This window comes from Massilia haematophila (assembly GCF_042647645.1).
GTDB classification, from domain to species: domain Bacteria; phylum Pseudomonadota; class Gammaproteobacteria; order Burkholderiales; family Burkholderiaceae_D; genus Telluria; species Telluria haematophila.
This window is the reverse complement of sequence record NZ_JBHRVV010000001.1, coordinates 5,441,426-5,467,320: the sequence shown is the minus strand read 5'-3', so window position 1 is coordinate 5,467,320 and position 25,895 is coordinate 5,441,426. Positions and strand designations below refer to the sequence as shown.

Annotated in this window: 14 protein-coding genes; 2 read left to right on the top strand and 12 right to left on the bottom strand. The window is 67.0% G+C overall.

What is annotated here, in order from left to right; all coding sequences use genetic code 11:
• Positions 1–336: 336 nt before the first annotated feature.
• The 8 genes from rluB to aroG all read right to left on the bottom strand — a co-directional run bounded on the left by rluB (position 337) and on the right by aroG (position 11,071).
• Positions 337–2,280 carry a 23S rRNA pseudouridine(2605) synthase RluB gene (gene rluB, locus ACFOPH_RS24195; RefSeq protein WP_379737995.1) on the bottom strand — a complete coding sequence of 648 codons (1,944 nt, stop codon included), beginning with the start codon at positions 2,278–2,280 and terminating at the stop codon, positions 337–339.
• Positions 2,267–3,001 carry an SMC-Scp complex subunit ScpB gene (gene scpB, locus ACFOPH_RS24190; protein WP_312554362.1) on the bottom strand — a complete coding sequence of 245 codons (735 nt, stop codon included), beginning with the start codon at positions 2,999–3,001 and terminating at the stop codon, positions 2,267–2,269. The genes rluB and scpB overlap by 14 nt, the downstream gene beginning before the upstream one ends.
• A gap of 645 nt (positions 3,002–3,646) precedes the next feature.
• Complete coding sequence (locus tag ACFOPH_RS24185; protein ID WP_379737669.1) at positions 3,647–4,660, bottom strand: glucokinase; 1,014 nt, start codon at positions 4,658–4,660, stop codon at positions 3,647–3,649.
• 343 nt (positions 4,661–5,003) lie between these two features.
• The gene (locus tag ACFOPH_RS24180; RefSeq protein ID WP_312551706.1) at positions 5,004–5,942 is read right to left on the bottom strand and encodes a rhodanese-like domain-containing protein; all 939 of its coding nucleotides are present in this window, start codon (positions 5,940–5,942) and stop codon (positions 5,004–5,006) included.
• Positions 5,943–5,990: 48 nt separating this feature from the next.
• The gene (locus tag ACFOPH_RS24175) at positions 5,991–7,691 is read right to left on the bottom strand and encodes an ABC transporter ATP-binding protein (RefSeq protein ID WP_379737667.1); all 1,701 of its coding nucleotides are present in this window, start codon (positions 7,689–7,691) and stop codon (positions 5,991–5,993) included.
• A 17-nt stretch (positions 7,692–7,708) separates the two neighbouring features.
• On the bottom strand, positions 7,709–8,722 hold the full coding sequence (locus ACFOPH_RS24170) for an ABC transporter permease (RefSeq protein ID WP_312551710.1): 1,014 nt from the start codon (positions 8,720–8,722) through the stop codon (positions 7,709–7,711).
• Positions 8,723–8,746: 24 nt separating this feature from the next.
• Positions 8,747–9,685, bottom strand: a complete 939-nt coding sequence (locus ACFOPH_RS24165) for an ABC transporter permease (RefSeq protein ID WP_312551712.1) — start codon at positions 9,683–9,685, stop codon at positions 8,747–8,749.
• A 324-nt stretch (positions 9,686–10,009) separates the two neighbouring features.
• A complete protein-coding gene (gene aroG / locus ACFOPH_RS24160; protein ID WP_379737665.1) occupies positions 10,010–11,071 on the bottom strand; it encodes a 3-deoxy-7-phosphoheptulonate synthase AroG in 1,062 nt (353 codons plus the stop codon).
• Between the two features lie 493 nt (positions 11,072–11,564).
• On the opposite strand from aroG, the gene ACFOPH_RS24155 reads away from it, so the two are divergent.
• Both ACFOPH_RS24155 and ACFOPH_RS24150 read left to right on the top strand, forming a co-directional pair.
• Positions 11,565–14,432 carry a TonB-dependent receptor gene (locus tag ACFOPH_RS24155; protein ID WP_379737663.1) on the top strand — a complete coding sequence of 956 codons (2,868 nt, stop codon included), beginning with the start codon at positions 11,565–11,567 and terminating at the stop codon, positions 14,430–14,432.
• Between the two features lie 311 nt (positions 14,433–14,743).
• On the top strand, positions 14,744–17,494 hold the full coding sequence (locus ACFOPH_RS24150; RefSeq protein ID WP_379737661.1) for a TonB-dependent receptor: 2,751 nt from the start codon (positions 14,744–14,746) through the stop codon (positions 17,492–17,494).
• A 289-nt stretch (positions 17,495–17,783) separates the two neighbouring features.
• On the opposite strand, the gene ACFOPH_RS24145 is transcribed toward ACFOPH_RS24150, so the two are convergent.
• The 4 genes from ACFOPH_RS24145 to ACFOPH_RS24130 form a co-directional block, all read right to left on the bottom strand.
• Positions 17,784–18,827: an IS110 family transposase gene (locus tag ACFOPH_RS24145; protein ID WP_379732773.1), complete on the bottom strand. Its 1,044-nt coding sequence runs from the start codon at positions 18,825–18,827 to the stop codon at positions 17,784–17,786.
• Positions 18,828–19,187: 360 nt separating this feature from the next.
• Positions 19,188–20,648 (bottom strand): metalloprotease TldD, encoded by a 1,461-nt coding sequence (gene tldD / locus ACFOPH_RS24140; protein ID WP_379737659.1) that lies wholly within the window; start codon positions 20,646–20,648, stop codon positions 19,188–19,190.
• Positions 20,649–20,779: 131 nt separating this feature from the next.
• Positions 20,780–21,577 carry a carbon-nitrogen hydrolase family protein gene (locus ACFOPH_RS24135; RefSeq protein WP_312549135.1) on the bottom strand — a complete coding sequence of 266 codons (798 nt, stop codon included), beginning with the start codon at positions 21,575–21,577 and terminating at the stop codon, positions 20,780–20,782.
• A 1-nt stretch (position 21,578) separates the two neighbouring features.
• A complete protein-coding gene (locus tag ACFOPH_RS24130; RefSeq protein ID WP_379737657.1) occupies positions 21,579–25,736 on the bottom strand; it encodes a YhdP family protein in 4,158 nt (1,385 codons plus the stop codon).
• Positions 25,737–25,895 lie beyond the last annotated feature (159 nt).

Below are 25,895 nucleotides of genomic sequence, written 5' to 3'. Positions count from 1 at the left end.
CACTTGCACCAAATAAACACACTCGGGAAGAACTTTGATTAGGCTGCAAATTATAACGTGTTCCGGGGCACGCTGCAATCGCCATACCATTATATTGAGAGCGAAACAACGGATGCGCACGGCAAACGTGCGCGGGTATGACGTTGCAGGGTAGGCACTTGTGCCCACGCGGTCTGACCGGTTAATCGGATGCGACGTTACCGCCACGCGCCGATGAGCATGCATATTGGGGCATGCGCCGCAAAAGCAATCGCGCCGCAACCGCCGTACCGCGTGGGCTCGAGAGCCTGCGCGGCCCGGCCCACCCTACGAAAAAACAACCCCGGACGTTAGCGCTTACCCGCGGCGCCCGCGGCGCGGCAGGCCGTGCTCGGAACCGCGCGGACCCTGGCCGCCACGGCGACCTCCGCCGGTACCGGCAAAGCCGAAGGTGGTCTGCAGCGGGTCAGGCTGGCGCGGACGGCTGCTGCCGCCGCTGCCCGGACGTCCCGAGCCGCCGAAACCGCCGGCGTTGCCCGCATTGCCCGCATTGCCATTGCGGCCACCCTTGCCGCGCACCGGGCCCGGCAGGCCGCCGGCCGCGGCGCCGCCGGCGCGCGGCACGCCGGCACGCACCACCGGCGGGCCGAACGGGTCGACATTGCGGTTGGCGTCGGCACGGTCGATGCGGTTGCCGTCGGCGCGGCGCGGGTCGGGCTGGCCCTGGTTCTTGCCTTGCCCCTTGCCGCTGCCGGCCGCGGCTGCGCCGCCCTTCTTCTCGATGCCGAAGGCGGCCATGAAGTTGCGTACGTCGTTTTCTTCCAGCTCTTCCCAGCGGCCGCGCTTCAGGCCGGAAGGCAGGGTCATCGCGCCGTAGCGGGTACGGATCAGGCGCGAGACGGTCAGGCCGACAGCCTCGAACATGCGGCGCACCTCGCGGTTGCGGCCTTCGCCGATCACCACGCGGTACCACTTGTTGATGCCTTCGCCGCCGCCGTCGATGATCTTGGTAAAGGCGGCCTTGCCGTCGTCGAGCTCGACGCCGGCCAGCAGCTTCTGGCGCATGCCCTCTTCCAGCTCGCCCAGCGTCCGCACGGCGTATTCGCGGTCGATGTTGTAACGCGGGTGCATCAGGCGGTTCGCCAGGTCGCCGGACGTGGTGAACAGCAGCAGGCCTTCGGTGTTGAAGTCGAGGCGGCCCACGGCCAGCCACTTGCCGGTCTTCATGGTCGGCAGGCGGTCGAACACCGACGGACGGCCTTCCGGATCGTCGTGGCTGACGATCTCGCCGGCCGGCTTGTGGTACACCAGCACGCGCGGCGGCTTGTTGTTGTGCACCTTACGCTGGATCAGCTTGCCGTTGATGCGCACGGCATCGGTCGGCAGGATGCGCTGGCCGATGTGGGCCGGCTCGCCGTTCACCGACACGCGGCCGGCGATGATCAGCTCTTCCATGTCGCGGCGCGAGCCGAGGCCGGCTTCGGCCAGCACCTTGTGCAGCTTCGGCGCGTCGTCGTCGGCCGTCAGGTCGCGGCGCACCGGTTTCGCTTTCTGCTGGCCCTGGCCGCCGTCGTTGGCGTCGAAGGCATCGGAGGTCACGAAGGAGAACACGGCGTCGGCGTCGTTGCCGCGGCCGGGCTTCTGCTTGCCGCCTTTGCCGCGCTGCTCGTTTTTAACCTGCTGGGCACCCTTGCCCTGCTGGCCGCCTGCCTGCGCATTCGGCTGGGCGTTCTTCTGCCCTTTCTGGTTCTTCTGGCGACCCTTGCCCTGGCGCTGTTCGCGGCGGGCTTCAGGCGCGGGCTGCTCGCCGGCTCCGTCCACTGCCGCTGCCGCTGACTCGGGCGCGGCGACGGCGACGGCGGCCTGGCGCGCTTCGCGCTGGCCGCGCTGCTCGCGCATCTGGCGCGGACCGCGCGGTTTACGCTGGCCCTGCTCCTGGCGCGGCGCCTCATCCTGCGCAGGCGCGGCTTCGACAGCAGGCGCTGCGGGAGCCGCGACGGGAGCGGCTGCCGGTGCAGCCTCGGCGGCCGCTTCGGTGGCGGCCGGCTTGGCCTTGGTGGCGCGCGGCTTGCGGGCGGCAGGCGCCTTCGGTGCGGCCTCGGCGGCTACGGCCGCCTCGCCTTCGGCAGGAGCGGCGGCAACAGCGGCAGCCTTGCTGCGGCGCTTCGGCTTCTCGGCCGGCTGGGCGTCGCCCGTGGCAGGAACGGCAGGGGCGGCTGCTTTGGTGCGGCGCTTCGGTTTGGCCGCGTCGTCCATGCCGCCTTGCGCGGCATTGGTCTCGGTGGTGTCAGTTGGATTCATCATTCGTTTCGTTGTTGTGCTGACCTGGTACCGCGCCGACGGCCGGTTGAAGGTCATGAATCGGGACTTCAACGGGTGAAGTAACTTGTTCGTCGGCGGCCGCATCGGGCTCCGCCTTGTCGAAATTCGCGTTCAGCGCCGCTTCCAGCGCTTCGAGACTGCGGCCGTCGGAAGCATCGGCGATGCTCTCCAGCGGCGGCAGCTGGCCCAGCGACGCCAGGCCCAGGTCGTCCAGGAATTGTTTCGTCGTGCCCAGCAGGGCCGGGCGGCCGACCACCTCGCGGTGGCCCACCACATCGATCCAGCCCCGGTCTTCGAGCATCTTGATGGTCTGCGAGTTCACCGCGACGCCGCGGATTTCCTCGATGTCGCCGCGCGTGACCGGCTGGCGGTAGGCAATGATGGCCAGCGTTTCCAGCGTCGCGCGCGAATATTTCGGCGGCTTTTCCGGCGAGATGCGGTCGAGGTACGGCTTCATCTCGGGCCGGCTCTGGAAGCGCCAGCCCGAGGCCAGGCTGACGATCTCGATGCCGCGGTCGCGCCAGTCGTGGCGCAGCTCCTCGAGCAGCAGCTTGATCGTGTCGGAACCGACGCCGATGCCGACTTGCCTGCCGTTCGCGTCGACGTCGGCAAACAGCTTTTTCATGCCATGAAGCGACATCGGCTCGCGCGCACACAGCAAGGCGGTCTCGAGGACCTTCTTGGCCTCATCAGTCTTCATTCTCGATGTCGTCAGGCTCGAATACCAAGTACTTACCCATAAATAAATGTGTTTTTGGCTGCCATAACCGGCGCGCTGCCGCGTTGGCTCGCGCTTGCAGTGCTCGCACTGCGGCGCACTTGCCGCCTTGCACCGCATCCGGTTCTGTTTGCCAAAATTCACATTTATTTCTGGCCAAGCACTTAAGAAACTATCAAACAAATCCGCTCAGCGGATGCCAGCAAGCCGTCCGGCGGACAGGTTTGCGATCGATGCCCGGCGCAGTGCGCCTGGGCGGATGCGGCCGCGACAATCGGTCCGCACATACCGCGGTTCGCACACCGCGGCGCGCATGCCACGGCGTATCAATACCGGCGGCGGCGCGAACGCAGGGCGGTTCGCAGCTTACTACTCGTCGAAACTGGAATTCGTGGCCCGCGCTTGGACGCGGCGGGCGCAATACGGTGACGGGGTATGGACATGGACCCGGACCCGGCCGGTTGGTGTTTAGCGAAACGTGGGCGCGTCGTGCGCAGCTCAGGACCGGGGCGCCGCGGACGCACGCTCGGGGCGTGCTGTCATCATCGTTTCTTCCAACTGCGGGTCATTGTAACCGATAAAACACAGGAACGGTCACTTGCGCAAGGATGCGCGTAGCGCGTAGCGTCAGGCCGACAGTTTTTCCGCCAGAATCGCCGACACGCCAAGAAACGCCGGATATTCCGCGGTGATCACATAGGTGGGCACCTGGGCCAGGTAGGCGGAGAACCTGCCCTTGCGTTCGAAGCGGCTGCGGAAGCTCGATGCGGCGAAGCGTTCGCCCAGGCGCGGCACGATGCCGCCGCCGATGTAGACGCCGCCCTGGGCGCCCAGGGTGACGGCCAGGTTGCCGGCGACCGTGCCGAGCATGCCGCAGAACACGTCCAGCACCTGGCTCGAGAGCGCGCATTCGCCGGCCAGGGCGCGGCGCGAGATCTCGGGCGCCCCCAGCGCTTCGACCGGCTGGCCGTGGTGGTGGGCCAGCGCGCGGTAGATGAGTTCGACGCCGGCGCCGGACAGGAAGCGCTCGAACGAGACGTGCTCGAATTCGCGCCAGGCGTATTGCAGGATCGCGAGCTCCAGCTCGTTGACCGGGGCGAAACTGACGTGGCCGCCTTCGCTGCGCAGTGCATCCCAGCTGTCGCCGCACGGGATCAGGCCCGACACGCCCAGGCCGGTGCCCGCGCCCAGCAGGCCCAGCGGCGCCCCCGCGCGTGGCGCGCCGCCACCGACCTGCACCTTGTCGCCGCCCCCCAGGTGCGGCAGCGAGCGCGCCAGTGCATAGAAATCGTTCACCACCAGCAGGATGTCGAAGCCCGCCTCCTGGCGCAGCGCCTCGATCGAGAACTGCCAGTGGTGGTTGGTCATGCGCACCTGGTCGCCGTCGACCGGATTGGCGATCGCGATCGCGGCGTGCCTAACCTGGCCGAATGCCGCCACCGACGGCAGCGCCAGATAGGTGCGGATGGCGTCGCCCAGCGTGGCGTGGTCGGCGCAGCCCAGCACCTGCACCGCCTCGAAGCGGCCCGGTGCGGTCTCGAGCGCAAAGCGGGCATTGGTGCCGCCGACGTCGGCCAGCAGGCGGACGGTATCGAAGCGGCCAGCGATGGAACCGGCGGTATCAGGCAGGGAAGCAGTCATTGCGAGGCAGAGTACAGGTGATGTCCAAGCTTACTGGATTTCTTTGCGCCATTACAAGTAAATTTTGTAGTTTAGGTACAAAGCTAGCTAAGTACGCATGAGACTACCCATTCCGGATGCAGTAGTACAACTACGCGTCGGGTGGTGCGGCCGTACTGGGCTGCCGGGGATTCCGCGACCTGAACGCCGCCCGCGCGTTCGACGGACGGTCGAACAGCCGCGCGGCTTATTTAGAAAGCAGGAGAAACAGAAAAAAATGCCGCCTCAACGCCGGCACTGTTTAAACGCGTGGGCGGCGCCAAGCGCAGCGTGTGCACTGGACCGCCAGGTAAAGCCGCCCACCCTACGCGGTTTGCGGTTCGCCCGGCGGCAGGTGATGGGCATGCCACGCGTCGAGCCCGCCCTTCAGGGGCCGGGCGCGGTGGAAGCCGTTGGCGAGGAATTCCCTGGCCACCTGGGTGGCCGTGACGTCGTCCGGGCAGCTGCAGTAGACGACGATGTGGCGGTCGCGGTCGAGACCGGCCATCAGCTGGCCCGGCTCGCAGTCCTTGTACAGCAGGGCGCCGGGTATCGCCCTCTCCAGCGCGTGCGCGGTAACGCTCCTCGCATCGACGATCAGGGGATCGTGGCCGCCCTCGATCAGCGCCTTCAGTTCAGGCACGCCGATGCGCGGCAGCGCCAGGCTGGCGCGGTGGCGGCGCCTCTCGATGTATTTATAGGCGACGAACAGCGCCAGCAGCGCGCCCAGCACGCTCAAGGCGGTGCTGCCCATGGTCTCCAGCGTCGCCAGCACGCGGTCGACGCTGTCGTGGAAGATCATGCCGACGGCGATGCCGGTGCCGCCCCAGAGCAGCGCGCCGGTGGAGGCAAAGCCGAGGAACTGGGAGGTGTTGGTGCCGAGCGCGCCGGACATCGGCGCGGCGATGGCGTTGAAACCGGGGATGAACTTCGACACCAGCAGCGACTTCGGCCCATAGCGGCGGAAGCGGTCCTCGGTCTGGTTGACGCAGGAGTCCGGCGACAGCGAGATGCGGCACAGGAGGCGCAGCACGCGCTTGCCGTAGTAGCGGCCGGCGCGGAACCAGAAATAATCGCAGACCAGGCAGGCCAGCAGCACGGCCAGCAGGCAGAGTTGCCAGCTGGCGCCGCCGTCCATCGCCATCGCACCCGCCACCACCAGCACCGGGAAGGCGGGAATCGGCAGCCCGAACTGCTCCAGCAGCACCGTGCCGAAGACGAGCAGGACGCCGTAATTCTGGATCAGGAGCGAGAGCTGGGACATCCCGACATGGTAGCGGAAATCGCCCTTCCCGGCTGGCAGGTGCCGGGTTTACGCAACAGTCAAGCCCCGCGGGATCGCCGCTAACAGCGTCTTCGTATAGTCGTGCTGGGGATTCCGGTAGAGTGCATCCGAGTCGCCCATCTCGACCACGCTGCCTTGGTGCATCACCATCACCTGGTCGGCGATGTAGCGCACCACCGCCAGGTCGTGCGAGATGAAGATGTAGCTCATCCGGTACTCGTCCTGCAGGTCCTGCAGCAGGTTCAGGACCTGGGCCTGGACCGAGACGTCGAGCGCCGAGACCGATTCGTCGCACACCAAAATTTCCGGCTTCATCGTCAGGCAGCGCGCGATCGCGATGCGCTGGCGCTGGCCGCCGGAAAATTCGTGCGGATAGCGGTGATAGGCAGCCTCCGGCAGCCCGACGCGTCCCAGCAACGCCTGCACCATCCTGGTGCGCTCGTGGTCGGTGGCGCCGATGCCGTGGATGCGCATCGGTTCCAGCAGGATCTGGCCGACCGTGAAACGCGGGTTCAGGGAAGCGTAGGGGTTCTGGAAAATGATCTGGATGCGGCGCTTGTAGGCCTGGTACTCGCGGTCCGACATCGCGACCAGGTCCCGGCCCTCGAACAGGGCGCTGCCGCCGCTGGCGCGGTGCAGCCGCAGCAGGGTCAGGCCGACCGTGGTCTTGCCCGAGCCCGATTCCCCGACCACGCCCAGGGTCTTGCCGCGCGGGAGAGTGAACGAGACATCCTTCACTGCGCGGAACTCGCGCTTGCCGAACAATCCCTCGCGCAGCCAGAAGCTCTTGCGCAGGTTCTTCACGACCAGCACGTTTTCGTCATCCGGCGCATAACCCCGCGTGCGCTGCGGCAGCGCGATCGCAGGCGCGCCCTCCCCGCGCATGAAGTCGTCGATCACCGGCAGGCGCACCGGGCGCTCGTCGAGCTTCGGGCGGCAGTGCAGCAGCGCGCGCGTGTACAGGTCGCGCGGCGCGCCGAACACCTGGGCCGCCGTGCCCTCCTCGCGCACCACGCCGTGGCGCATCACGATCACGCGGTCTGCGATCTCCCCGACCAGGCCCAGGTCGTGGGTGATGAACAGCACCGCCATCCGGTGCTTTTTCTGCAGCCGCGCGATCAGTTCGATGATTGCTTTTTGGATCGTCACGTCGAGCGCCGTGGTCGGTTCGTCGGCGATCAGGAGCTTCGGTTCGCAGGCGATCGCCATCGCGATCATCACGCGCTGCTGCTGGCCGCCCGACATCTGGCTCGGGTAGGCATCGATCTTCGCCGCCGGATCGGGAATGCCGACTTCGGCCAGCAGTTCGAGCGTGCGGGCGCGCGCCTGCTTTTTGTTCATGCCCATGTGCAGGCGCAGGACTTCGCCGATCTGGAAGCCGACCGTGAACACCGGGTTAAGCGAGGACATCGGCTCCTGGAAGATCATCGCGATGTCCTTGCCGCACAGGCGGCGGCGCTCGGCCAGCGGCAGCGCAAACAACTCGCGGCCGTCGAAGCGCACGCTGGCGCCCTCGTGCACGATGGTGGTGTCCGGCGGCAGCAGCCCCATCACGGCGAGCGAGCTGACCGACTTGCCGCTGCCCGATTCGCCCACCAGGGCCACGGTGGCGTCGCGCGGCACGTCGAAGGAAATCCCCTTGATCGCCTCGACCGTGTTCTTCTTGTCGACCCGGAAGGAAATGCGCAGGTCGCGCACCTGCAGCAGCAGGTTGTCGTCGTTCGTCATGGCCGCCTCATTTCAACTCATTTCAACTTCGGGTCGAGCGCATCGCGCAGCGCGTCGGTGAACAGCGAGAATGCCGTCACCAGCAGCGCCATCGCCCCGGCCGCGGCAGCCAGCTGCCACCATTTGCCGAGGATGAGTTCGTTCTGCGCCTCGTTCAGCATGCTGCCCCAGGACACGGTGCCGACCGGCACCCCGAAGCCGAGGAAGGAGAGAATGACCTCGGCCTTGATGAAGCCAACCACCAGGATCGAGACCTGCACCAGCGCCACGTGCGAGACGTTGGGGAAGATGTGCGAGAACATCTTGCGCCAGTTCGAGGCGCCGATGGCGTCGGCCGCCATCACGTATTCGCGCGCCTTGTGCTTGATGTACTCGGCGCGGATCAGGCGATACGGCCCGGTCCAGCCGGTCAGGCCCAGGATCAGCACGATGGTCGTCACGCCCTTCTGCTGCAGCACGGCAGCCACGGCCAGGATCATCAGGATCGAGGGAATCGAGGTGAACACGCTGTAGAACCAGTTGAACAGGTCGTCGATGAAACCGCCGTAGAAGCCGGACAGCGCGCCGAACAGGGTGCCGAGCGCCACCGCGACGAAGGCCGCGACCAGGCCGACCACGATCGAGGTCTCGCCGCCCTTGATGGTCTTCTTCAGGATATCGTGGCCCCACTTGTCGGCCCCGAAGGGGAGCGTCAGCGCCTTCTCGACCGGCGGATGGCTGCGCGCCACGTCGCGCTTGAGCGCTTCGAGTTCCTCGGCCAGCGGATCGAAGGCGTTCGGCGGCGCCGGGCGCTGCGGCTTCGCCAGCGCCGCGCTGGCGGGGTCCGCGCCGACGAAGGTCGGCGGCGCGTAGTTGACGGCCACCTCCTCTTCCCAGTCGGCGGCCAGCAGGCCGGTGGAAGACAGCACCAGCATCAGCAGGAACAGGCCGACCACGGCCAGGGCCGCCATCGCGACCCGGTCGGCGCGCAGGCGGCGCCAGGCGAGCGCCCACAGGCCGGGAGAGACCGCATCGTTCGGCATCGTCGTCATTTCACGCTCTTCACTTCACGCTATTTACTTTAATTGCACGCGCGGATCGACCGCCTGGTACAGCAGGTCGGCCAGCAGGTTGAACACCATGGTCGCGGCGGCGACGTACACGGTGATGGCCTTGATGACCGGGAAATCGCTGCGCTCCACGGCCAGGATCACTTCGCGCCCGATGCCGGGGATGCCGAAGAAGCGCTCGAGCAGGAAGGCGCCGATCAGGAGGGCCGGCAGGTTCGCCATCACGTGGGTGATGATCGGGATCGCGGCATTCCTCAGCACGTGGACCCAGACGATGCGGCGTTCCGTCAATCCTTTCGCGCGCGCGGTGCGCACGTAGTCCTGGTTCGCCTCGTCGAGCACGAAACTGCGGTACAGGCGCAGGGTCGGCGCGATCGACACCGCCAGCCCGATGATGATCGGCAGCAGCGCGTAATGCAGCAGGTTCTCGCCCAGGCTTGCGCCCCAGCCCTGCACCGGGAACAGGCCCAGCTTGTAGGCGAAGAAGTACTGGAACACCGAGATGTAGACCAGGATCGAGATCGACATGCCGACCGTGCAGGCCACCATCACGGCGCGGTCCGTCAGCGAGCCGCGCACGAACGCGATGGCCAGCGCCAGCGCGATGCCGAAGAAGGTTTCGAGCACGGTCAATGGCACCAGTACGGTGAGCGAAGGCCCGAGGCGGCTGGCGATGATGTGGCTGACCGGCTCGCCCGTGCTCCAGGCGTTGCCGAAGTCGAAGGTAAGGATCTGCTTCAGGAAGATGCCGAGCTGGACCCAGACCGGCTGGTCGATCCCGAGCTGGGCGCGGATGTTGGCGATCGCCGCCTCGTCGGCCATCTTGCCCGCGAGGAGGTAGGCCGGATCGCCGCCGACCCAGTTGAACAGCACGAACACGAGCACGATCACGCCCGCCATCGTCGGCAGCATCTGCCACAGCCGCCGGAGTATGTAAGCTGCCATCGAGACTTCCTGTGCCCAGCCGTATGAAAAACGCTAACGATAGCGCAAATCGGCGTGGGCCGGCCATGAACTTATTTGGGCCGGCGATAACCGCGGGATGGGTTTCGTAGGGTGGACACCTGTGTCCACGCGGTTAAACGTTAGCGTGTCGAACAGCTTTTCGTAGGGTGGGCTCTCGAGCCCACGCGGTTGGGCGGTAATGTATCGAACAGCCTCCCGGTAGGCCTGGTCCCGTTATCATTGAAGCCGCATGCGATCAGGCGATGAGACCGCGTGGGCACAAGTGCCCACCCTACAATAGCCCGCCACCGCCTCGATCAGCGATTACGAATCCTCGCGCAGCCGGCGCTGGCGCACCGCCGCGGCCAGCCCCTCGAGCACCTGCACGCTGGTGTCCCAGTCGATGCAGCCGTCGGTCACCGACTGCCCGTAGGTCAGCTCCTTGCCCGGCACCAGGTCCTGGCGCCCGCCCACCAGGTGCGATTCGATCATCACGCCGACGATGCGCTCGTCGCCGCCCGCGATCTGCGCCGCGATGTCGGCGCACACCGGCACCTGGTTCTCCGGCTTCTTCGAGCTGTTCGCGTGCGAGGCGTCGATCATCAGGCGCGCGGCCAGGCCCAGCGCGCCGATCTGGCGGCAGGCTTCCTCGACGCTGGCGACGTCGTAGTTCGGCGTCTTGCCGCCGCGCAGGATGATGTGGCAATCCTCGTTGCCCGAGGTCGAGACGATCGCCGAGTGCCCGCCCTTGGTCACCGACAGGAAGTGGTGCGGCGTCGATGCCGCGCGGATCGCCTCCACCGCGATCTTGATGTTGCCGTCGGTGCCGTTCTTGAAGCCGACCGGGCAGGACAGGCCGGAAGCGAGCTCGCGGTGCACCTGCGATTCGGTGGTCCGCGCGCCGATCGCGCCCCAGCTGATCAGGTCGGCGATGTACTGCGGACTGATCACGTCGAGGAACTCGGTGCCGGCGGGCAGGCCCATCTCGTTGACGTCGCGCAGCAGCTCGCGCGCCATGCGCAGGCCGTCGTTGATGCGGAAGCTGTTGTCCATGTAAGGGTCGTTGATCATGCCCTTCCAGCCCACGGTGGTGCGCGGCTTCTCGAAATAGACGCGCATCACGATCTCGAGGTCGCCGATGAAACGCCGGCGCTGTTCGACCAGGCGGCGCGCGTACTCGAGCGCGGCCTTCGGGTCGTGGATCGAGCACGGCCCGATCACCACCAGCAGGCGGTCGTCCTGGCCGTGCAGGATGCGGTGCAGCGCCACGCGTGCCCCGGCTGCGGTCTGTTCCGCCGCCGGCGTCACCGGAAACTCGCGGATCAGGTGCGAGGGCGGCGTGAGTTCCTTCATTTCGCGGATGCGTAGGTCGTCGGTGCGAGGCATGCTGTACTCCGTTGTCTGGTCTGGAAATAAAAAAAAACCGCCATCGCTGGCGGTTTCTGGTTCGTTCGGTCCGGTCTGCTGTGCGTGACCCGCCGCTACTCCACCGCCTGTAGGCTGGAATGGCCAAAATAAAACCAGCGGGTAAAGAAAGCGACGTTGCGCATGGACGGGATCCGAAAAATGGTCCAAACGACTATAACGCCAACTCGTGAACATTGGCAAGCCTTTTGTCCGCAGCGTAAACACGGGTTGCTTGGCAAGCGGTTGCGACAAGCTGACAGCGGCGCCAGCGTAAGGATGACGTTTGAGAGATATCAGACAGGTCATTGTCAACGATGCAAAAGTTAAGACAAGCCCTGGTCCGGCTGGGTTTGTCTCTGGGTTGTCTTTGGGTTTGTCTTTATGGCGGATCGAACGCCGTTCATCGATTTCCTGAAGCGAGACAAGCGGACTCGACGGACCGGGATTCCCACACGACCATTGGAGTCCCGTCATGACAGAAACCCTGATATCCCGATCGGTGCGCCGCCTGTTCGCCGGCGGCGGCGCGGTCGGCCTGGTCCTGCTCGCGCTGCCCGCCGCCCAGGCGCAGGAAGCGGCGCAGCGGCCGATCGCCCGCGTCGAAGTCACCGGCAGTAACATCCGCCGCGCCGAAGCCGAAACGGCCTCGTCGGTGATCACCGTGAACCGGGCCGACATCGAGCGCTCCGGCAAGAGCACCGTTTCCGAGCTGCTGCAGACCCTGGCGGTGGACAACCAGGGCTCGGTGCCGACCAACTTCGGCAACGGCTTCGCCGCCGGCGCCGCCGGCATCTCGCTGCGCGGCCTGGGCACAGCCTCGACCCTGGTGCTGCTCAACGGCCGGCGCATGGCGCCCTACGGGCTGGCCGACGACGGCCAGAAGGTGTTCACCGACCTGAACGTGATTCCCACCGACGCCGTCGACCGCATCGAGATCCTGAAGGACGGCGCCTCGGCCATCTACGGTTCGGACGCGATCGCCGGCGTGGTCAACATCATCCTGCGCCGCAGCTTCACCGGCACCACCGTGCGCGGCCTGCTCGGCATCACCGAGAAATGGGACGGCGAGGAACAGAACTTCGCCGTCACCCACGGCGTCGGCGACCCCGAGAAGGACGGCTACAACATGCTGCTGAACTTCGAGTTCAAGCGCCTGAACGACCTGCCGCTGCGCGAGCGCGCCAGCCGCGAGCACATCGGCCGCATCGACCTGCGCCCCTGGGGCTATTCGGCCCAGGAAAACCTGGGCGGTACCGGCGCCATCCCCGGCGCCAACGCATCGGGCAGCGCAATCAACGGCAACGTGCGCAATCCGCTCACCAACAACTACCACAACCGCGGCAACCTCGACGCCGCCACCACCGGCTTCACCCGGTTGTTCCCCGGTGCGGCGTGCTCGAACTTCACCAACCACCCGCAGGGCGACCCGGGCGGCGGCTGCCTGATCGACGCGCCCCTGGCGTACAACCAGATCCAGCCGCAACAGGAGAACTACAGCATCTTCGGGCGCGGCACCTACCGCTTCACCCCGGAGATCGAAGCCTACGGCGAACTCAACCTGTACAGCAGCAAGACCAAGTCCTCGAGCACGCCCTCGACCGTGAACGCCAACGTCGGCTATCCGGGCGGGCCGGTCAGCAATGCCGCCGTGCAGCTCGGCGCCGGCCACCCGGACAACCCGTATTTCGGCACCGCGGCGCGCCTGCGCTACCTGGCCGGCGACGTCGGCCCGCGCGAATCGGACATCGACGGCTTCTTCACGCGCCTGCTGGCCGGCGCCAAGGGCACGGTCTTCGACTGGGACTACGACACCTCGCTGCTGTTCTCGCGCAGCACCGTGAAGAACGACCGCAGCGGCTTCCTGCAGCGCGACGTCGCCTTTGCCCTGCTCGACCCCGACGATGCCGTCAACGTCGCTTCGGCGCTGGCCACCAGCCCGGCCTACGCGGCCCTGCCTCCAGGGTCGTTCTGGCGCATCGCCGAGAGCGCCGGCCTGAACGACCCGGCCGTCTACGCGGCGCTCTCGCCCAAGATCAACAGCCACGCCAGGACCAAGATCATCCAGGGCGACTTCAAGGCCACGCGCGAATTCGGCGCACTGGCCGGCGGTCCGATCGGGTTCGCGACCGGGCTCGAATGGCGGCGCGAGGAAACCGAGCTGGAGCCGACCACCGGCACCGAGCGCGGCAACGTCATCGGCCTGGGCTACTCGGCCTACAGCGGCGCGCGCAACGTGTTCGGGATCTATGCCGAGGCGCTGGCCCCGGTGCTGCCCGAGCTCGAGCTGACCGCCGCCTTGCGCTACGACGACTACACCGACGTCGGCGACAACTGGGCGCCAAAAGCCGGGCTGAAGTGGACGCCGTCGAAGCAGTTCGCCCTGCGCGGCACCTTCGCGCGCGGCTTCCGGGCCCCGAGCGCGGCCGAGAACGGCGTCGGCGGGCTGGCCGCCTTCTCGACCGCCGCGGACCCGCTGCGCTGTGGCCTGGGCGTGCAGGCCGCCTGCAGCGCGGGGAACATCGCCGTGATCACCTCGCCCAATCCCGATCTCCAACCCGAGCGTTCGAAAAGCTACAACATCGGCCTGATCTGGGATCCGCTGCCGCGCGCCAGCGTCTCGATCGACTTCTGGAAGATCAAGCGCAAGAACGAGATCAACCAGGAGTTGACCGACGTCGCGATCGCCAACGGAAGCGTCGCACGCGACCCGTCGACCGCCGAGCCGGGCGTTGCCGGCGACCCGGGCGCGATCACCGCGGTGCTGGCCAGCTACGTCAACTCGGCCCAGACCGACGTGCGCGGCATCGACCTCGACGCCCGCTATACCCTGCGCCTGCCCGGCGGCTGGGGCAATTTGCTGTTCGACGGCAAGCTGACCTACATCGACGAATGGGTCCGCCGGGAGCAGGACGGCAGCGAGCGCGACTTCGCCGGCACCCACGGCAACTGCGACGTCACCAACTGCGTCGGCACCCCGGACTACCGCGCCAACCTGCGCGCGGCCTGGGACCGCGGCGACTGGCGCGTGTCGCTCAACGCCAACTACCGCGGGCCGATCGACAACGTCCTGTTCAAGGGCGATCCGGACGGCTGTGCCAGCGTGTACGCCGACGGCCGCCCGGCGCCGCGCAACTGCGAGCTGGCCTCGTTCACCACCTTCGACCTGGTGGTGCGCTGGAAGCCGCAGCCGGCCTGGGAAGTGTTCGGCACCGTCGAGAACCTGTTCGACAAGATCGCGCCGCTCGACCCGCTGACCTATGGCGCCCAGGCCTACAACCCGCTCGACTACGCCGGCGCGGTGGGACGCACCCTGTCGCTGGGTGCGCGCTACACGTTCTGAGCGTGAAGGTGACGCGGCCGGAACGCAGGCGAATACGGCTGGCCGCGTCCTCCCTGCCTGCCCGACCCGGCAGCCGCGTCCGCGCGGGCTGCCGGGTTCGTCGTCGCCGCAAAACCGCGCGCGACACCGAGCTGTGGCGTGCGGACCACGTGCCACAGCTCGTTTGATTGAAATCACTCGCATGCGGCAGCCCGATGCAAGACTCGATCCCAGCACCTCGCCGCACATTTGTTAATTCTAATAAACAAATGTTTATCGGATAGAAGCAAGCGGCGTAGCGGGGAACAAATAACCCATCCGAGAGCCGAACCATGCACGAAACCATCTTGTCCCGCTCGCTGCGCCAACTGTTCGGCGCCGCCGGCCTGAGCGCGGTTTTTAGCGCGGTTTTTAGCGCTGCTTCTAGCGCTGTTTTCAGCCTGCTGGCCAGCTTGCCCGCCAATGCGCAGGAGGCCCAGCGTCCCCTCGAATCCTCCGCACAGGAAACGCAGCCCGCCGGACAATCGCCCGCGCCGCCGATCCAGCGCGTCGAAGTGACCGGTTCCTCGATCCGGCGCATCGCCACCGAAAGCGCGCTGCCGATCACCACGATCCGCGCCGCCGACTTCGCCAAGCAGGGCCTGACCACGGTACAGGAAGTGCTCAACACCATCCCGATGAACCAGACCTCGACGGTCGGTTCCTCGGCGGTCGGCTCGGGCACCGGCGGGCGCGCGGTGGCCGACCTGCGTGGCCTGGGCGGCGACAAGACCCTGGTGCTGCTCAATGGCCGGCGCCTGGCGAACCACCCCTATTTTGCCGACACGGTCGACCTGAACATCATTCCGGTGGCCGCGCTCGAACGGGTCGAGGTGCTGCGCGACGGCGCCTCCGCCGTCTACGGCAGCGACGCCATCGGCGGCGTGATCAACTTCATCACCAAGCGCTCGGTCCAGGGCACCGAACTGACCGTCGAAGACTACGAGCCCTGGCGCAAGGGAAGCGGCAGCGAGCAGCGCATCAACCTCCTGGGCGGCTGGGGCGACCTTGCGCGCGACGGGATCAGCATGTTCGGCGTGCTCGACTACCACCAGCAAAGCGCCCTGCGCGCCATCGACCGCGAGTTCTCGCGCACCGGCGTGCGGCCCGAGCGCGGCATGAACGAAGTGAGCCGCACCACCTTCCCTGCCAACTTTTTCTCCGACCTGGGAATCGCCGGCAACCCCTATTACGCGACCGGCTGCCGCCCGCCCGACACGGCGCCCGCGGTCGACGACCCGGTCTGCGAATTCGACTACACCCAGTATGTCGACAACATCCCGAAGACGCGCCAGTACAGCGCGATGGGCAAGATCAACCGCCAGTTCACGCCCGACCACCTGGGCAGCCTGGAAGTCGTCTGGGGCCGCAGCACCAACGAATCGCGCGTGGCGCCGCCGCCGATGTCGAACATCGGCATCATCATGACCGCCGCCAGCCCGTATTACCCCGGCAACGGCACCGTGCCCGCCTTCCCCGGCCTCAGCGGCGAAAACCTCGACATCAGCTGGCGGCCGGCCGAAAGCGGCCCGCGCGAAAACTACGACAGCAGCTCCACCGTGCGCCTGCTGGCCAGCCTCGAGGGCACCATCGCCGGCTGGGACTACAACGCGGCGATCTCGCATGCCCAGGGCCGCGCGCGCAGCGTCTTCCGCGGCGGCTACCTGATCGACCAGCGCATCATCGACGGCATAGGTGCCGGCATCCTGAATCCCTTCGGGCCGCAGAGCCCGGCCGGCGCCGATTTCCTGAACAACTCGCTGCTGCTGGGCGAATACGTCCACGCCCGCATCAACAGCACCGCCGTCGACGCACGCGCCAGCCGCGAGCTGACGACCCTGCCCGGCGGCCCGCTCGGCTTCGCGATCGGCGCCGAATTCCGGCGCGACCGCGCCAAGTACTTCGTCGACCGTGCCCTGGCCGGCCAGGCCTCCAGCTCGGGCTATGCCGACGCCCAGGATGCCAAGGGCCAGCGCAGCATTTCCGCCCTGTTCGCCGAGCTGAACGTCCCGGTGATCAAGAACCTCGAATTGAACATCGCCAGCCGCTACGACCATTACACCGACGTCGGCGACAGCTTCACCCCGAAGGTCTCGCTGCGCTACGAGCCGACGCGCGAGCTGCTGCTGCGCGCCTCCTACAACCGGGGCTTCCGCGCGCCGACCCTGTACGACCTGTACGGACCGCAGTCGACCACCAACACCTCCGACACCCACGACGATCCGCTGCTGTGCCCGGGCGGGACGCCGGTGCCGGGCGCGAATCCGAACGTCGTCTGCGGCCAGCAGCAGAACATCCGCCAGGGCGGCAATCCGGACCTCAGCCCGGAACGCTCGCGCACCTGGAGCGTCGGCGTCGTGTTCGAGCCCCTCCCCCGGCTGACGGTGTCGGCCGACTACTGGGACATCCGCCTGAAGGACCAGATCAACGCGCTGGCCGAGCAGACCATCTTCGGCAACTTCCCGAAATACCAGAACCTGTTCGTCTACGACCCGAGCGGCACGCGCCTGAACTACGTGCTCGACATCACCAGCAACCTGGGCCAGGTGAAGACGCGCGGCGTCGACCTGGCGCTGCTCTACCGGCTGCCGCGCAGCCCGATCGGCAACTTCAGCATCAGCCTTGACGGCACCTACGTCAACAAATACGATTACCAGAACGAGCGCGGCGGCCCCTACACCGAGAATGCCGGACGTTACGCCGACGCCACGCCGGTATTCCGCTGGCGCCACAACCTCCTGATGACCCTGGTACGCGGCGACTACACCTTCAACCTGTCGAACCGCTACTCCTCGCACTACGAGGACCAGAACACGTCGGTGGCGCCGGAATTCTTCAACAACGTCAGCCATTACTCGACCTGGTCGATCTCGGCCACCTATACCGGGGACAAGCACTTCGAGCTGACGGCCGGGATCAAGAACCTGTTCGACGAGGAGCCGCCGTTCACCAACCAGGTCACCAACTTCCAGCTGGGCTACGATCCGCGCTATACCGATCCGCTGGGGATCACGCCGTACATGCGGCTGACGTACAGGTTCTGACGGTGCGTAAAACCGTATCTATGGACTCCACCCGATTTGCAAGAAGAAGATTGAATTTTTGCCGTTAGGAAGAGTTTGCTTGTATCTATTCGGCCTGTATGTTGAGCGTTTCCAGTGCTCTGGCCCTGATGTGATACGCGCGTCAGGATCCTCATAGGGTGACGGCCTTGATGGCCACTACAGTTTACGGATTCACCCGACGCCGGTTCGACCTGTTGGCATCATTCGTTCTTCTCGTCGCAAACTTGGCGATTGCTCCTTGTTGTTGCTGAGTTACTCGACAGTCTTTTCAGGCCGGCCTGGGCGTGTCTTTCGACCAGGCCGGAACATAAGGACGTCCGTGCGCGATCAGCGCCCAGATCACCCTGGCCATCTTGTTGGCCAGCGCAGTCGCGGCAACGTTGAAACTGCGCCGTTCTGCCAGCCTTGTTGCCCATTGCAGCAGCTTGTCGGGCTTGCCGCTTGCTGTTCTCAGCGCACTGCGCGCTCCGTGTATGAGCAGGGTGCGCAGGTAGCTGTCGCCCCTGCAGGTAATGCCATACAAGCGCTGCTTGCCTCCACTGCTATGCTCGCGTGGCACGAGGCCTAAATTCGCTGCAAAGTCTCGCGCGCTCTTGTAGTGGTGCGGATCGGCGATCGTTGCCTGCACTGCCGTTGCCGTCAACGGCCCTACACCCGGCACTTCCATCAGTTTCTTCGCCAGTTCCGACCTGGCTGCCTGATTCAAACGTCGGTCGTACGCCTGAATCCTCTCGTCCTTGTCGTCCAGCTGGGCCTTGAGCTCCCGGAATGTCTCCAGGGCCATACCAGACAAACCATTGTCCGGATCGTTCAGCCATGCTTTCAGTCCGTCGCGCAATCTTTCCACGCGCTTGGGAAATACCCGGCCATATTCGCCGGCAAATGCCCGGATCCTGTTGATCATCGCCACCCGTTCTGTCATCAGGGCGCTGCGAGCGCGGTGCAGCATCTGTAAATCTTGCTGTGCAGCCGTATTGATCGGCACATACTTGGTCGAACCGCGCGAGCGTGCCTCGGCAATTGCAGCAGCGTCGTTCATGTCGTTTTTGTTACCAGTGACATATGCCCTGACGTGTTGGGCCGCAATCAGTTTGGCGTCGTGCCCCATTTCCACGAGCTTGCGTGCCCAGTAATGCGAACCTGCGCAGGCTTCGATACCAATCATCGCCGGGGCCATCTGCGCGAACTGCGCAAGCACCTGGTCTCGAGAAAGCTTACGCTTGAACACCCGCTTGCCGTGTCCATCGAGCCCGACCGCGAAGAACACGTCCTTCGCAATATCCAAACCAACCACTTTTGCGCTAGCATTCATGGTGACTCCCCCTCTTGTTTTAGCTTGCCAGTCCAATCTGGCACGCTTGGCACAATGATGCCGATATCAGGAGGGTGGAGTCCATCACATTAGGGTGGGCACTCCGTGCCCACGCGTTACGTGCTCGTCCGCAGTCTGCAGCCTGGCGTCGTCGCTCCGAGACTTCACCATGGCTGCGACGCCAACAACACGCTGTCGGATCCGCCGCGCGACTGCGTCTTGCGCGTCAGGACGAGCACCGTCGGCATTCGAACGTTCGCGTGGGCACGGCGTGCCCACCCTACTGTTCTACCGTGCGTTCAACAATAAAAAATGCCCGGCGCGAACCGGGCATTTTCACGAACGAAGCGAAGCGGACGATCAGGCCGTTCCGCCCACCGTCACGCCGTCGATGCGCAGCGTCGGCTGGCCGACGCCCACCGGCACGCTCTGGCCTTCCTTGCCGCATACGCCCACGCCCGAGTCCAGGCTCATGTCGTTGCCGATCATCGAGATGCGGTTCATCACGTCCGGCCCGTTGCCGATCAAGGTCGCGCCCTTCACCGGGTAGGTGATCTTGCCGTCCTCGATCATGTAGGCTTCGCTGGCCGAGAACACGAACTTGCCGTTGGTGATGTCGACCTGGCCGCCGCCGAAGTTGGCCGCGTACAGGCCGTTCTTGACCGAAGCCAGGATCTCGGCCGGGTCCTTGTCGCCGGCCAGCATGTAGGTATTGGTCATGCGCGGCATCGGCAGGTGGGCGAAGGACTCGCGGCGCGCGTTGCCGGTGACGGGCATCTTCATCAGGCGCGCGTTCATGGTGTCCTGGATGTAGCCTTTCAGGATGCCGTCCTCGATCAGCGTGGTGCACTGGGTCGGGTTGCCCTCGTCGTCCATGTTGAGCGAGCCGCGGCGGTCCTTCAGGGTGCCGTCGTCGACCACGGTCACGCCCTTGGCGGCGACGCGTTCGCCGATCCGGCCGGCATAGGCCGACGAGCCCTTGCGGTTGAAGTCGCCCTCCAGGCCATGGCCGACCGCCTCGTGCAGCAGGACGCCGGGCCAGCCCGGGCCGAGCACGATGGTCATCGGGCCCGCCGGCGCCGGACGCGCCTCCAGGTTGACCAGCGCCGCCTTGACCGCGTCGTCGGCGTAGCGCTCGAGGATGGCGTCGTCGAAGTAGCCGTAGTCGAAGCGGCCGCCGCCGCCCGAGGAACCGATCTCGCGCCGGCCGTTCTGCTCGGCGATGACGGTCACCGACACGCGCACCAGCGGACGGATGTCGGCCGCCAGCACGCCGTCGCTGCGGACCACCAGCACCACGTCGTATTCGCCGGCCAGGCCCGCCATCACCTGCACCACGCGCGGGTCCTTCGCGCGCGCCATCTTCTCGACGCGCTCGAGCAGGCGCACCTTGGCGGTGGCGTCGAGCGAGGCCAGCGGGTCGTTCGGCAGGTAGAGCGAGCGGCCGCCGGTCGGCTGGGCGCTGGTCGCCACCTTCACGCGGCCGGCGCCGGCGCGGGCGATGGTGCGCGTGGCGGCCGCCGCATCCAGCAGCGCGCTCTCGGAAATCTCGTCGGAATAAGCGAAGGCCGTCTTCTCGCCGGAAATGGCGCGTACGCCCACGCCCTGGTCGATCGAGAAGCTGCCGGTCTTGACGATGCCCTCTTCCAGGCTCCAGCCTTCGCTCTTGGTGAACTGGAAATACAGGTCGGCGTAGTCGACCTTGTGCGTGAACATCGTTCCCAGCGTGCGCAGCAGCTTGCCTTCGTCCAGGCCGAAAGGCGTCAGCAGCACGTCGCGCGCGACGGCCAGGGAGGAAAGGTTCGGTTCGAATGGAGTCATTTTGCGTCTGTTTCTCGTATGGATTGGGGCATTGTGCCATATCCGCCCGGATCGCATCGGCGCGTCAGCCACGGTGCAAACCCCACGGCGGAAAGCGACACCGGCAGCGGTCGTGCTGCCGGGAAAGCCTTTTAGAGCTTGCGGTGGCGCAATGCCGGCAAGCTCTCGCGCACCCCGGCCAGGAAAGCCGGGTCGAGTTCGCCCGTGACCACGCCCTCGCCTTCGCGCAGCACCGCTTTCACCTCGCCCCAGGGGTCGACCAGCATGCTGTGGCCGAAGGTGCGGCGTCCGTTCTGGTGGGTGCCGCCCTGGGCCGAGGCCAGCACGTAGCACTGGTTCTCGATGGCGCGGGCGCGCAGCAGCACTTCCCAGTGCGCGCTGCCGGTGGTGTGGGTAAAGGCGGCCGGCACCACGATCAGCGCGCACTCGCCCATCGCCCGGTACAGCTCGGGGAAACGCAGGTCGTAGCAGACCGACAGGCCGACGCGCCCGAACGGCGCTTCGAAGCTGCCCACCGCCTGGCCCGGCACGATGGTGCGCGCCTCGTCGTAGGACTCGCTGCCCTTGGTGAAACCGAACAGGTGGATCTTGTCGTAGCGGCTGACGTTCCTGCCTTGCGGGTCGTACACCAGCGTGGTGTTCAGGACCTTGCCGGCGTCCGCGGACACCAGCGGCAGGGTGCCGCCGATCAGCCAGATGCCGTGTTCGCGCGCCAGCGCGGCCATGGCGTCCTGGATAATGCCGCTGCCGGGCTGCTCGGCGTGCGCGACCTTGTCGACGTCGCTCATGCCCATGATCGGCCAGTACTCGGGCAGGGTCACGAGGGTGGCGCCGGCGGCGGCGGCTTCGCCCACCAGGCGGCGGGCGGTGGCAATGTTGTGCGCCACGTCGGGCGTGGACACCATCTGGACTGCGGCGACGCTGGTCATGTCACTCCTTTTTCGCTTTGGCTGCCGGCGGCGTGTCCGGCGGATTGTCGAGCTTGGTGATGGTCGGGGACTTCCAGGGTCCCGTGATCTGCATCTGGTAGGTCAGCGCCTTCATCACCGGCGCGCGCAGGAACAGCTGCGCGAGATAGGAGCCGATGCCGATCACCGGATTGACCGCCAGGCCGTACACCAGCGGCCCGGTGCCGAGATTGAATTCCGGGATCACCACCACGTGCAGGTTGGTCGATTCGTTGGCGATGTCGGCCGTGCCGTCCATCAGCACCGTGGCCGCCACCCCGTGCATCTTGAGGTTGTCGGTCTTGACCACGCCGCGCGCGATCATCGCATTGGCCGTGATGCCATCGAAGGCCAGGCCCTCGGAGAACACATCGTGGAAGTCGAGCTTCAGGAGGCGCGGCAGGGCCTGCAGGCTCAGCACGCCGAGCAGCTTGGCCGCGCCCGGGTCCTGCTTCAGGAACTGGCCGCCGCCGACGTTCAGTTCGATCTGGCCCGACAGCGAAGGAATGTCGAGCGCGTACGGCAGGCCGCTCCAGGACAGGTCGCCCGACAGCTTGCCCTTGCCGCGGCGCAGGGTCTCGGGGAAGCCCAGGCGGTCGAGCAGGCGGCCGGCATCGAGGATGTCGAGGTTGAAGTTCATGCTGGTGTTGCTCTTGCCGTCCTTGGTCAGCCAGCGCCCGGTGGCGCGCAGCTGGCCGTCGGGATTGGACAGGCTCAGGCGGTCGATGCGCCATTCCTTGCCGGCCAGGGCCTGCACATTGCTCGCCTGCAGGTCGAGGCGGCCGAACTGTTTGTTGAACAATTCGAAACGCTCGGCCACGATGTCGAGCGCCGGAATGCTGGCCGCGCCGCGGTTCGATTCCAGCAGGTCCTTGACCTCGGCCGCCGACGATTCCGGGATGACGAGCGAGGCCAGGCGCGCCGTGACCTTGCCCACGCCCTGCCCCGGCTGCTCGCTCCAGCCGACGTGGCCGGATGCCTGGCGCGACTGCAGGTTGGCCTGCCAGCTGCTGCCGCGGTGGGTGGCGCCGACCACGACGTCGACCATGCGCCGGTCGGCGACGAACAGTTCGGCGGCGCGCGCGGCGATCGTGGTGGGCACCACGTACTGCGAAAAATCCGGTCCGGCAGCGCCCGCAGCGCCTTTTTCATCACGATCGTCATCGCCGGCGATGGTGCGCGCCACCGCCAGCCAGGCGTCGACGTTCAGCGACTTCATGTCGACGTTGATCATCATGCCGTCGTCCGGCTCGGGCGCCGGCAGGTTCACGCCGATGCCGCCGCGCTCGACCACCCAGTGTCCCTGCGGCTGGCGGCTGCGCACGTAGCGCGCGGCGACCGCATTGCCCAGGCTGAGGCGCAGTTCGTCGCGGCCGACGCCATCCACCGTCGGCGCGCCGGTCAGCACGAAGCGCAGCGGCAGCGCAGCGTCCTGGGCCTTGTTCAGCGGCGCCGGCAATTCCAGGCCGAGGCCGGCCAGGCTCGAGTCGAGCGTGACGGTCAGCGCATGGTCGCGCACCGCCACGACGCCGCCGTAGCGGGTGCTGCCGGACATGCGCGTGGCCAGGCGCGCCATCGCCGGCGCCGGCGCGCTGCGGCGCATGCCCTCGGCCGAGAGCGTGCCGGCCAGGCGGATCGCGATCGAGCCGTCACGCTGGGTGCCGCCCGACAGCGCCAGCGGCCCGCCGAGGAAGCTGGCGCCGACGCCGTTCAGGTTGACGCCGTGCTCGGTGAACTCGACCTTGCCGAGCGCCGCCTGCAGCGGCGGCAGGTCGGGGAACAGCGACACGTCGTTGTTCTGCAATTGCAGCGCGCCCTGGACCTTGGTCTGGGTCAGGTCCGCCAGCGGCATGCGCAGTTTCAGGCCGAGCCGCGCGTTGCCGCTGCCGCGCGTCTCGTCGGTGAAGTGGCCGATCCAGCCGGGCACGGGGCTCGCGGACACATACCGCAGGAATTCCTGCAGCGGCCCGGCGGCGCTGCCGTCGATGTCGAGCTGGGCATCGTGCGAGCCGAGGTTCGGGATGACGGCGCGCACGTTCGACAGGGCCAGGCCCATGCTGCGCAGGGTCTCGCCGTGGATCTCCATGCGCGCGCGGTCGAACACGATGCTGCCGTTGATGGCCTCGGCCAGCGGCCACTGCGGCTTGTTCTCAGGCGTGCGGTGGCCGGGCGCGTATTCGAGCACGGCGTTGTTCAGGCGGCCGGCGACGCGGAACTCGCCGCGCGCGCGCTGGGCCGCGTTGTCGGCCCGGAACGGGAACGCGGCCAGGTCGCCGCGCAGGCGCAGCTGCACGTCGTCCAGGGTGCCGCCCTGCAGCGCCGCAGCCAGCCAGTCGCGCAGGTGTTCCGGGGTCACGTTCGGCAGGAAGCGCCCGACCTCGGCGATCCGGAAGCCGTCCAGGGTGCCGCGGATATCGGCCACGCCCGGCCCGTGGCCCTGCCCCAGGGGCAGCAGGTGGCTGCCGGAGAGCTCGCCCTGCAGGCTGCCCTGCGCGAACCCGAGCCGGTCTACCTCGACCAGCAATTGTTCCCGCGGCTGGTAACGCCAGCGCGCCTGCAGCGCCAGGCGGTCGAGCGGCATCGCGTCCTCGGCGAACCAGGCCGGCATGCGCAGCGCCAGCTTTTCCGAGTCGACGCTGACGCTGCCGCCGTCCTGGCTGGCGTCGATGCTGCCCGACAGGTTGTCCACGCCCGGCAGGGCCGGCCGCGCTGCTTGCGCGGCCACGCCCGGGGCGGCGGCGATGGCGGGACGTGCAGCCTGCGGCTGCAGGCTCAGGCCGGCGACCCGGCCCTTGATGCGGTAGCCGGCCAGTTGCGGCACCTTGCCGTCCCAGGAAGCGGAAAAATCGAGCAGTTGCCCGCGCGGCGCGAAGTCGGCCAGCAGCTGGCGCTGCAGCGGCGAGAGCGGCAGTTGCGCGGCCAGCTCGGCCAGCGCCGCCAGGTCGACCTGGCGCGCCTCGACCGCGACCCGCTGCGGCTTGCCGCCGCGCGCCGGGGTGAAGGTCTCGCTGACGGTGGCCGGCGGCAGCGCGCGGCCGTCGCTGGTGACCACCTTGAAGTCGCTGACACCCACCGTATGGCCGTTGGCGCCGAAGGTCGGCTTGCCGTCCTCGACGCCGGGAGCGAGTTCCTCGCGCGCCGAAAAGCGTCCCGAGACCCGCGCCAGCGCCAGCGGCGGCAGGCCGGGCTGCATGCGCGCGTGGACCCCGGCCAGCGCCAGGTCGGCGGTGAAGCCGGCCAGGCGCGCGTGGTCGAGCGTGATCCAGGCGCGCAGCGAGCCCTTGCCCTGGTTCAGTTCGAAGGGATAGTCGAGGTATTGCTTCCACGCCGCCAGGTCGGCTTCGCGCAGGTCGGCGTAGAGCTCGCCGCGCCACAGCGAGATGTCGGAAGCGCGCCCGCCGAAGCGCGGATGGGTGAAGCGTGCGCGCACGTCCAGCGGCAGGGCCAGGCTGGCCGGCGGGGTCGCCTTGAGCGCGAGGCGGTGCGTGGTCCAGCGGTTCTGCAGCACCAGCGAGACGTCCTGCAGCGCCAGCGGCGCCGCGCCGCGCAGGGCGTCGGTCCAGTCGATGCGTCCTTCGCGAATCACGATCTGGCGCTGGCGGAATACCCAGTCGCCGCCGGGGCCGCCCTCCTCCTGCTTCGGGTCGATGCGCACGCCGGCCACCTGGAACACGCCGTCCGGCCCGCGCCGCACGTCCAGCTGCGGGCGGATCAGCTCCAGGGTCTCGAAACGCGGCTCGGCCGCGAACACGCTCCACCAGGAAAAGGTCGCCGACACCGAGGGCAGCGCCAGCACCTGGCGTCCCTGCGCGTCCTTCAGGGTGACGTCGCCCAGGAACAGCGAAGGATGCAGGCCGCTCCAGGAAGCGTAGATACGGGCGATGGCGACCTCGTTGCCGAGCGCGCGGCTGGCCAGGCGCTCGATGTCGCCCTTGTACATATCTATATTAGGAAGGATCGCGTAGCGCAGCGCCAGGAACAGCAGCCCCAGCGCAAAATAGACCAGCAGGACCAGCTTGATCGTGAACCCGAGCACATGATGGGAAGCCAGGTTCACATAGCGATAGGCTGCACGCAAGCGCCGCCAGCGTTCGGCCAGCGGAACGTGCGCCTCGGGCGCGGAAGGCTCCGGGTTGTGCATCAAAGTGCTAATAAAAGGCTCGCCGTAAATTGTTTCTTTAATAAGAGAGCGCTTGCTACGATCGCGGCGTCTACCTTACCATCATGCTGACCCAGGCAGCACGGCGGGCAATTCTACCGCAAGCACGCCTCCCGGAACGCTTTTACTCTTGTGCAGGAC

Coding starts and splice junctions, on each gene's coding strand:
- rluB (WP_379737995.1), bottom strand. CDS start 2,280: ATGAATCCAACTGACACCACCGAGACCAATGCCGCGCAAGGCGGCATG.
- scpB (WP_312554362.1), bottom strand. CDS start 3,001: ATGAAGACTGATGAGGCCAAGAAGGTCCTCGAGACCGCCTTGCTGTGT.
- ACFOPH_RS24185 (WP_379737669.1), bottom strand. CDS start 4,660: ATGACTGCTTCCCTGCCTGATACCGCCGGTTCCATCGCTGGCCGCTTC.
- ACFOPH_RS24180 (WP_312551706.1), bottom strand. CDS start 5,942: ATGTCCCAGCTCTCGCTCCTGATCCAGAATTACGGCGTCCTGCTCGTC.
- ACFOPH_RS24175 (WP_379737667.1), bottom strand. CDS start 7,691: ATGACGAACGACGACAACCTGCTGCTGCAGGTGCGCGACCTGCGCATT.
- ACFOPH_RS24170 (WP_312551710.1), bottom strand. CDS start 8,722: ATGACGACGATGCCGAACGATGCGGTCTCTCCCGGCCTGTGGGCGCTC.
- ACFOPH_RS24165 (WP_312551712.1), bottom strand. CDS start 9,685: ATGGCAGCTTACATACTCCGGCGGCTGTGGCAGATGCTGCCGACGATG.
- aroG (WP_379737665.1), bottom strand. CDS start 11,071: ATGCCTCGCACCGACGACCTACGCATCCGCGAAATGAAGGAACTCACG.
- ACFOPH_RS24155 (WP_379737663.1), top strand. CDS start 11,565: ATGACAGAAACCCTGATATCCCGATCGGTGCGCCGCCTGTTCGCCGGC.
- ACFOPH_RS24150 (WP_379737661.1), top strand. CDS start 14,744: ATGCACGAAACCATCTTGTCCCGCTCGCTGCGCCAACTGTTCGGCGCC.
- ACFOPH_RS24145 (WP_379732773.1), bottom strand. CDS start 18,827: ATGAATGCTAGCGCAAAAGTGGTTGGTTTGGATATTGCGAAGGACGTG.
- tldD (WP_379737659.1), bottom strand. CDS start 20,648: ATGACTCCATTCGAACCGAACCTTTCCTCCCTGGCCGTCGCGCGCGAC.
- ACFOPH_RS24135 (WP_312549135.1), bottom strand. CDS start 21,577: ATGACCAGCGTCGCCGCAGTCCAGATGGTGTCCACGCCCGACGTGGCG.
- ACFOPH_RS24130 (WP_379737657.1), bottom strand. CDS start 25,736: ATGCACAACCCGGAGCCTTCCGCGCCCGAGGCGCACGTTCCGCTGGCC.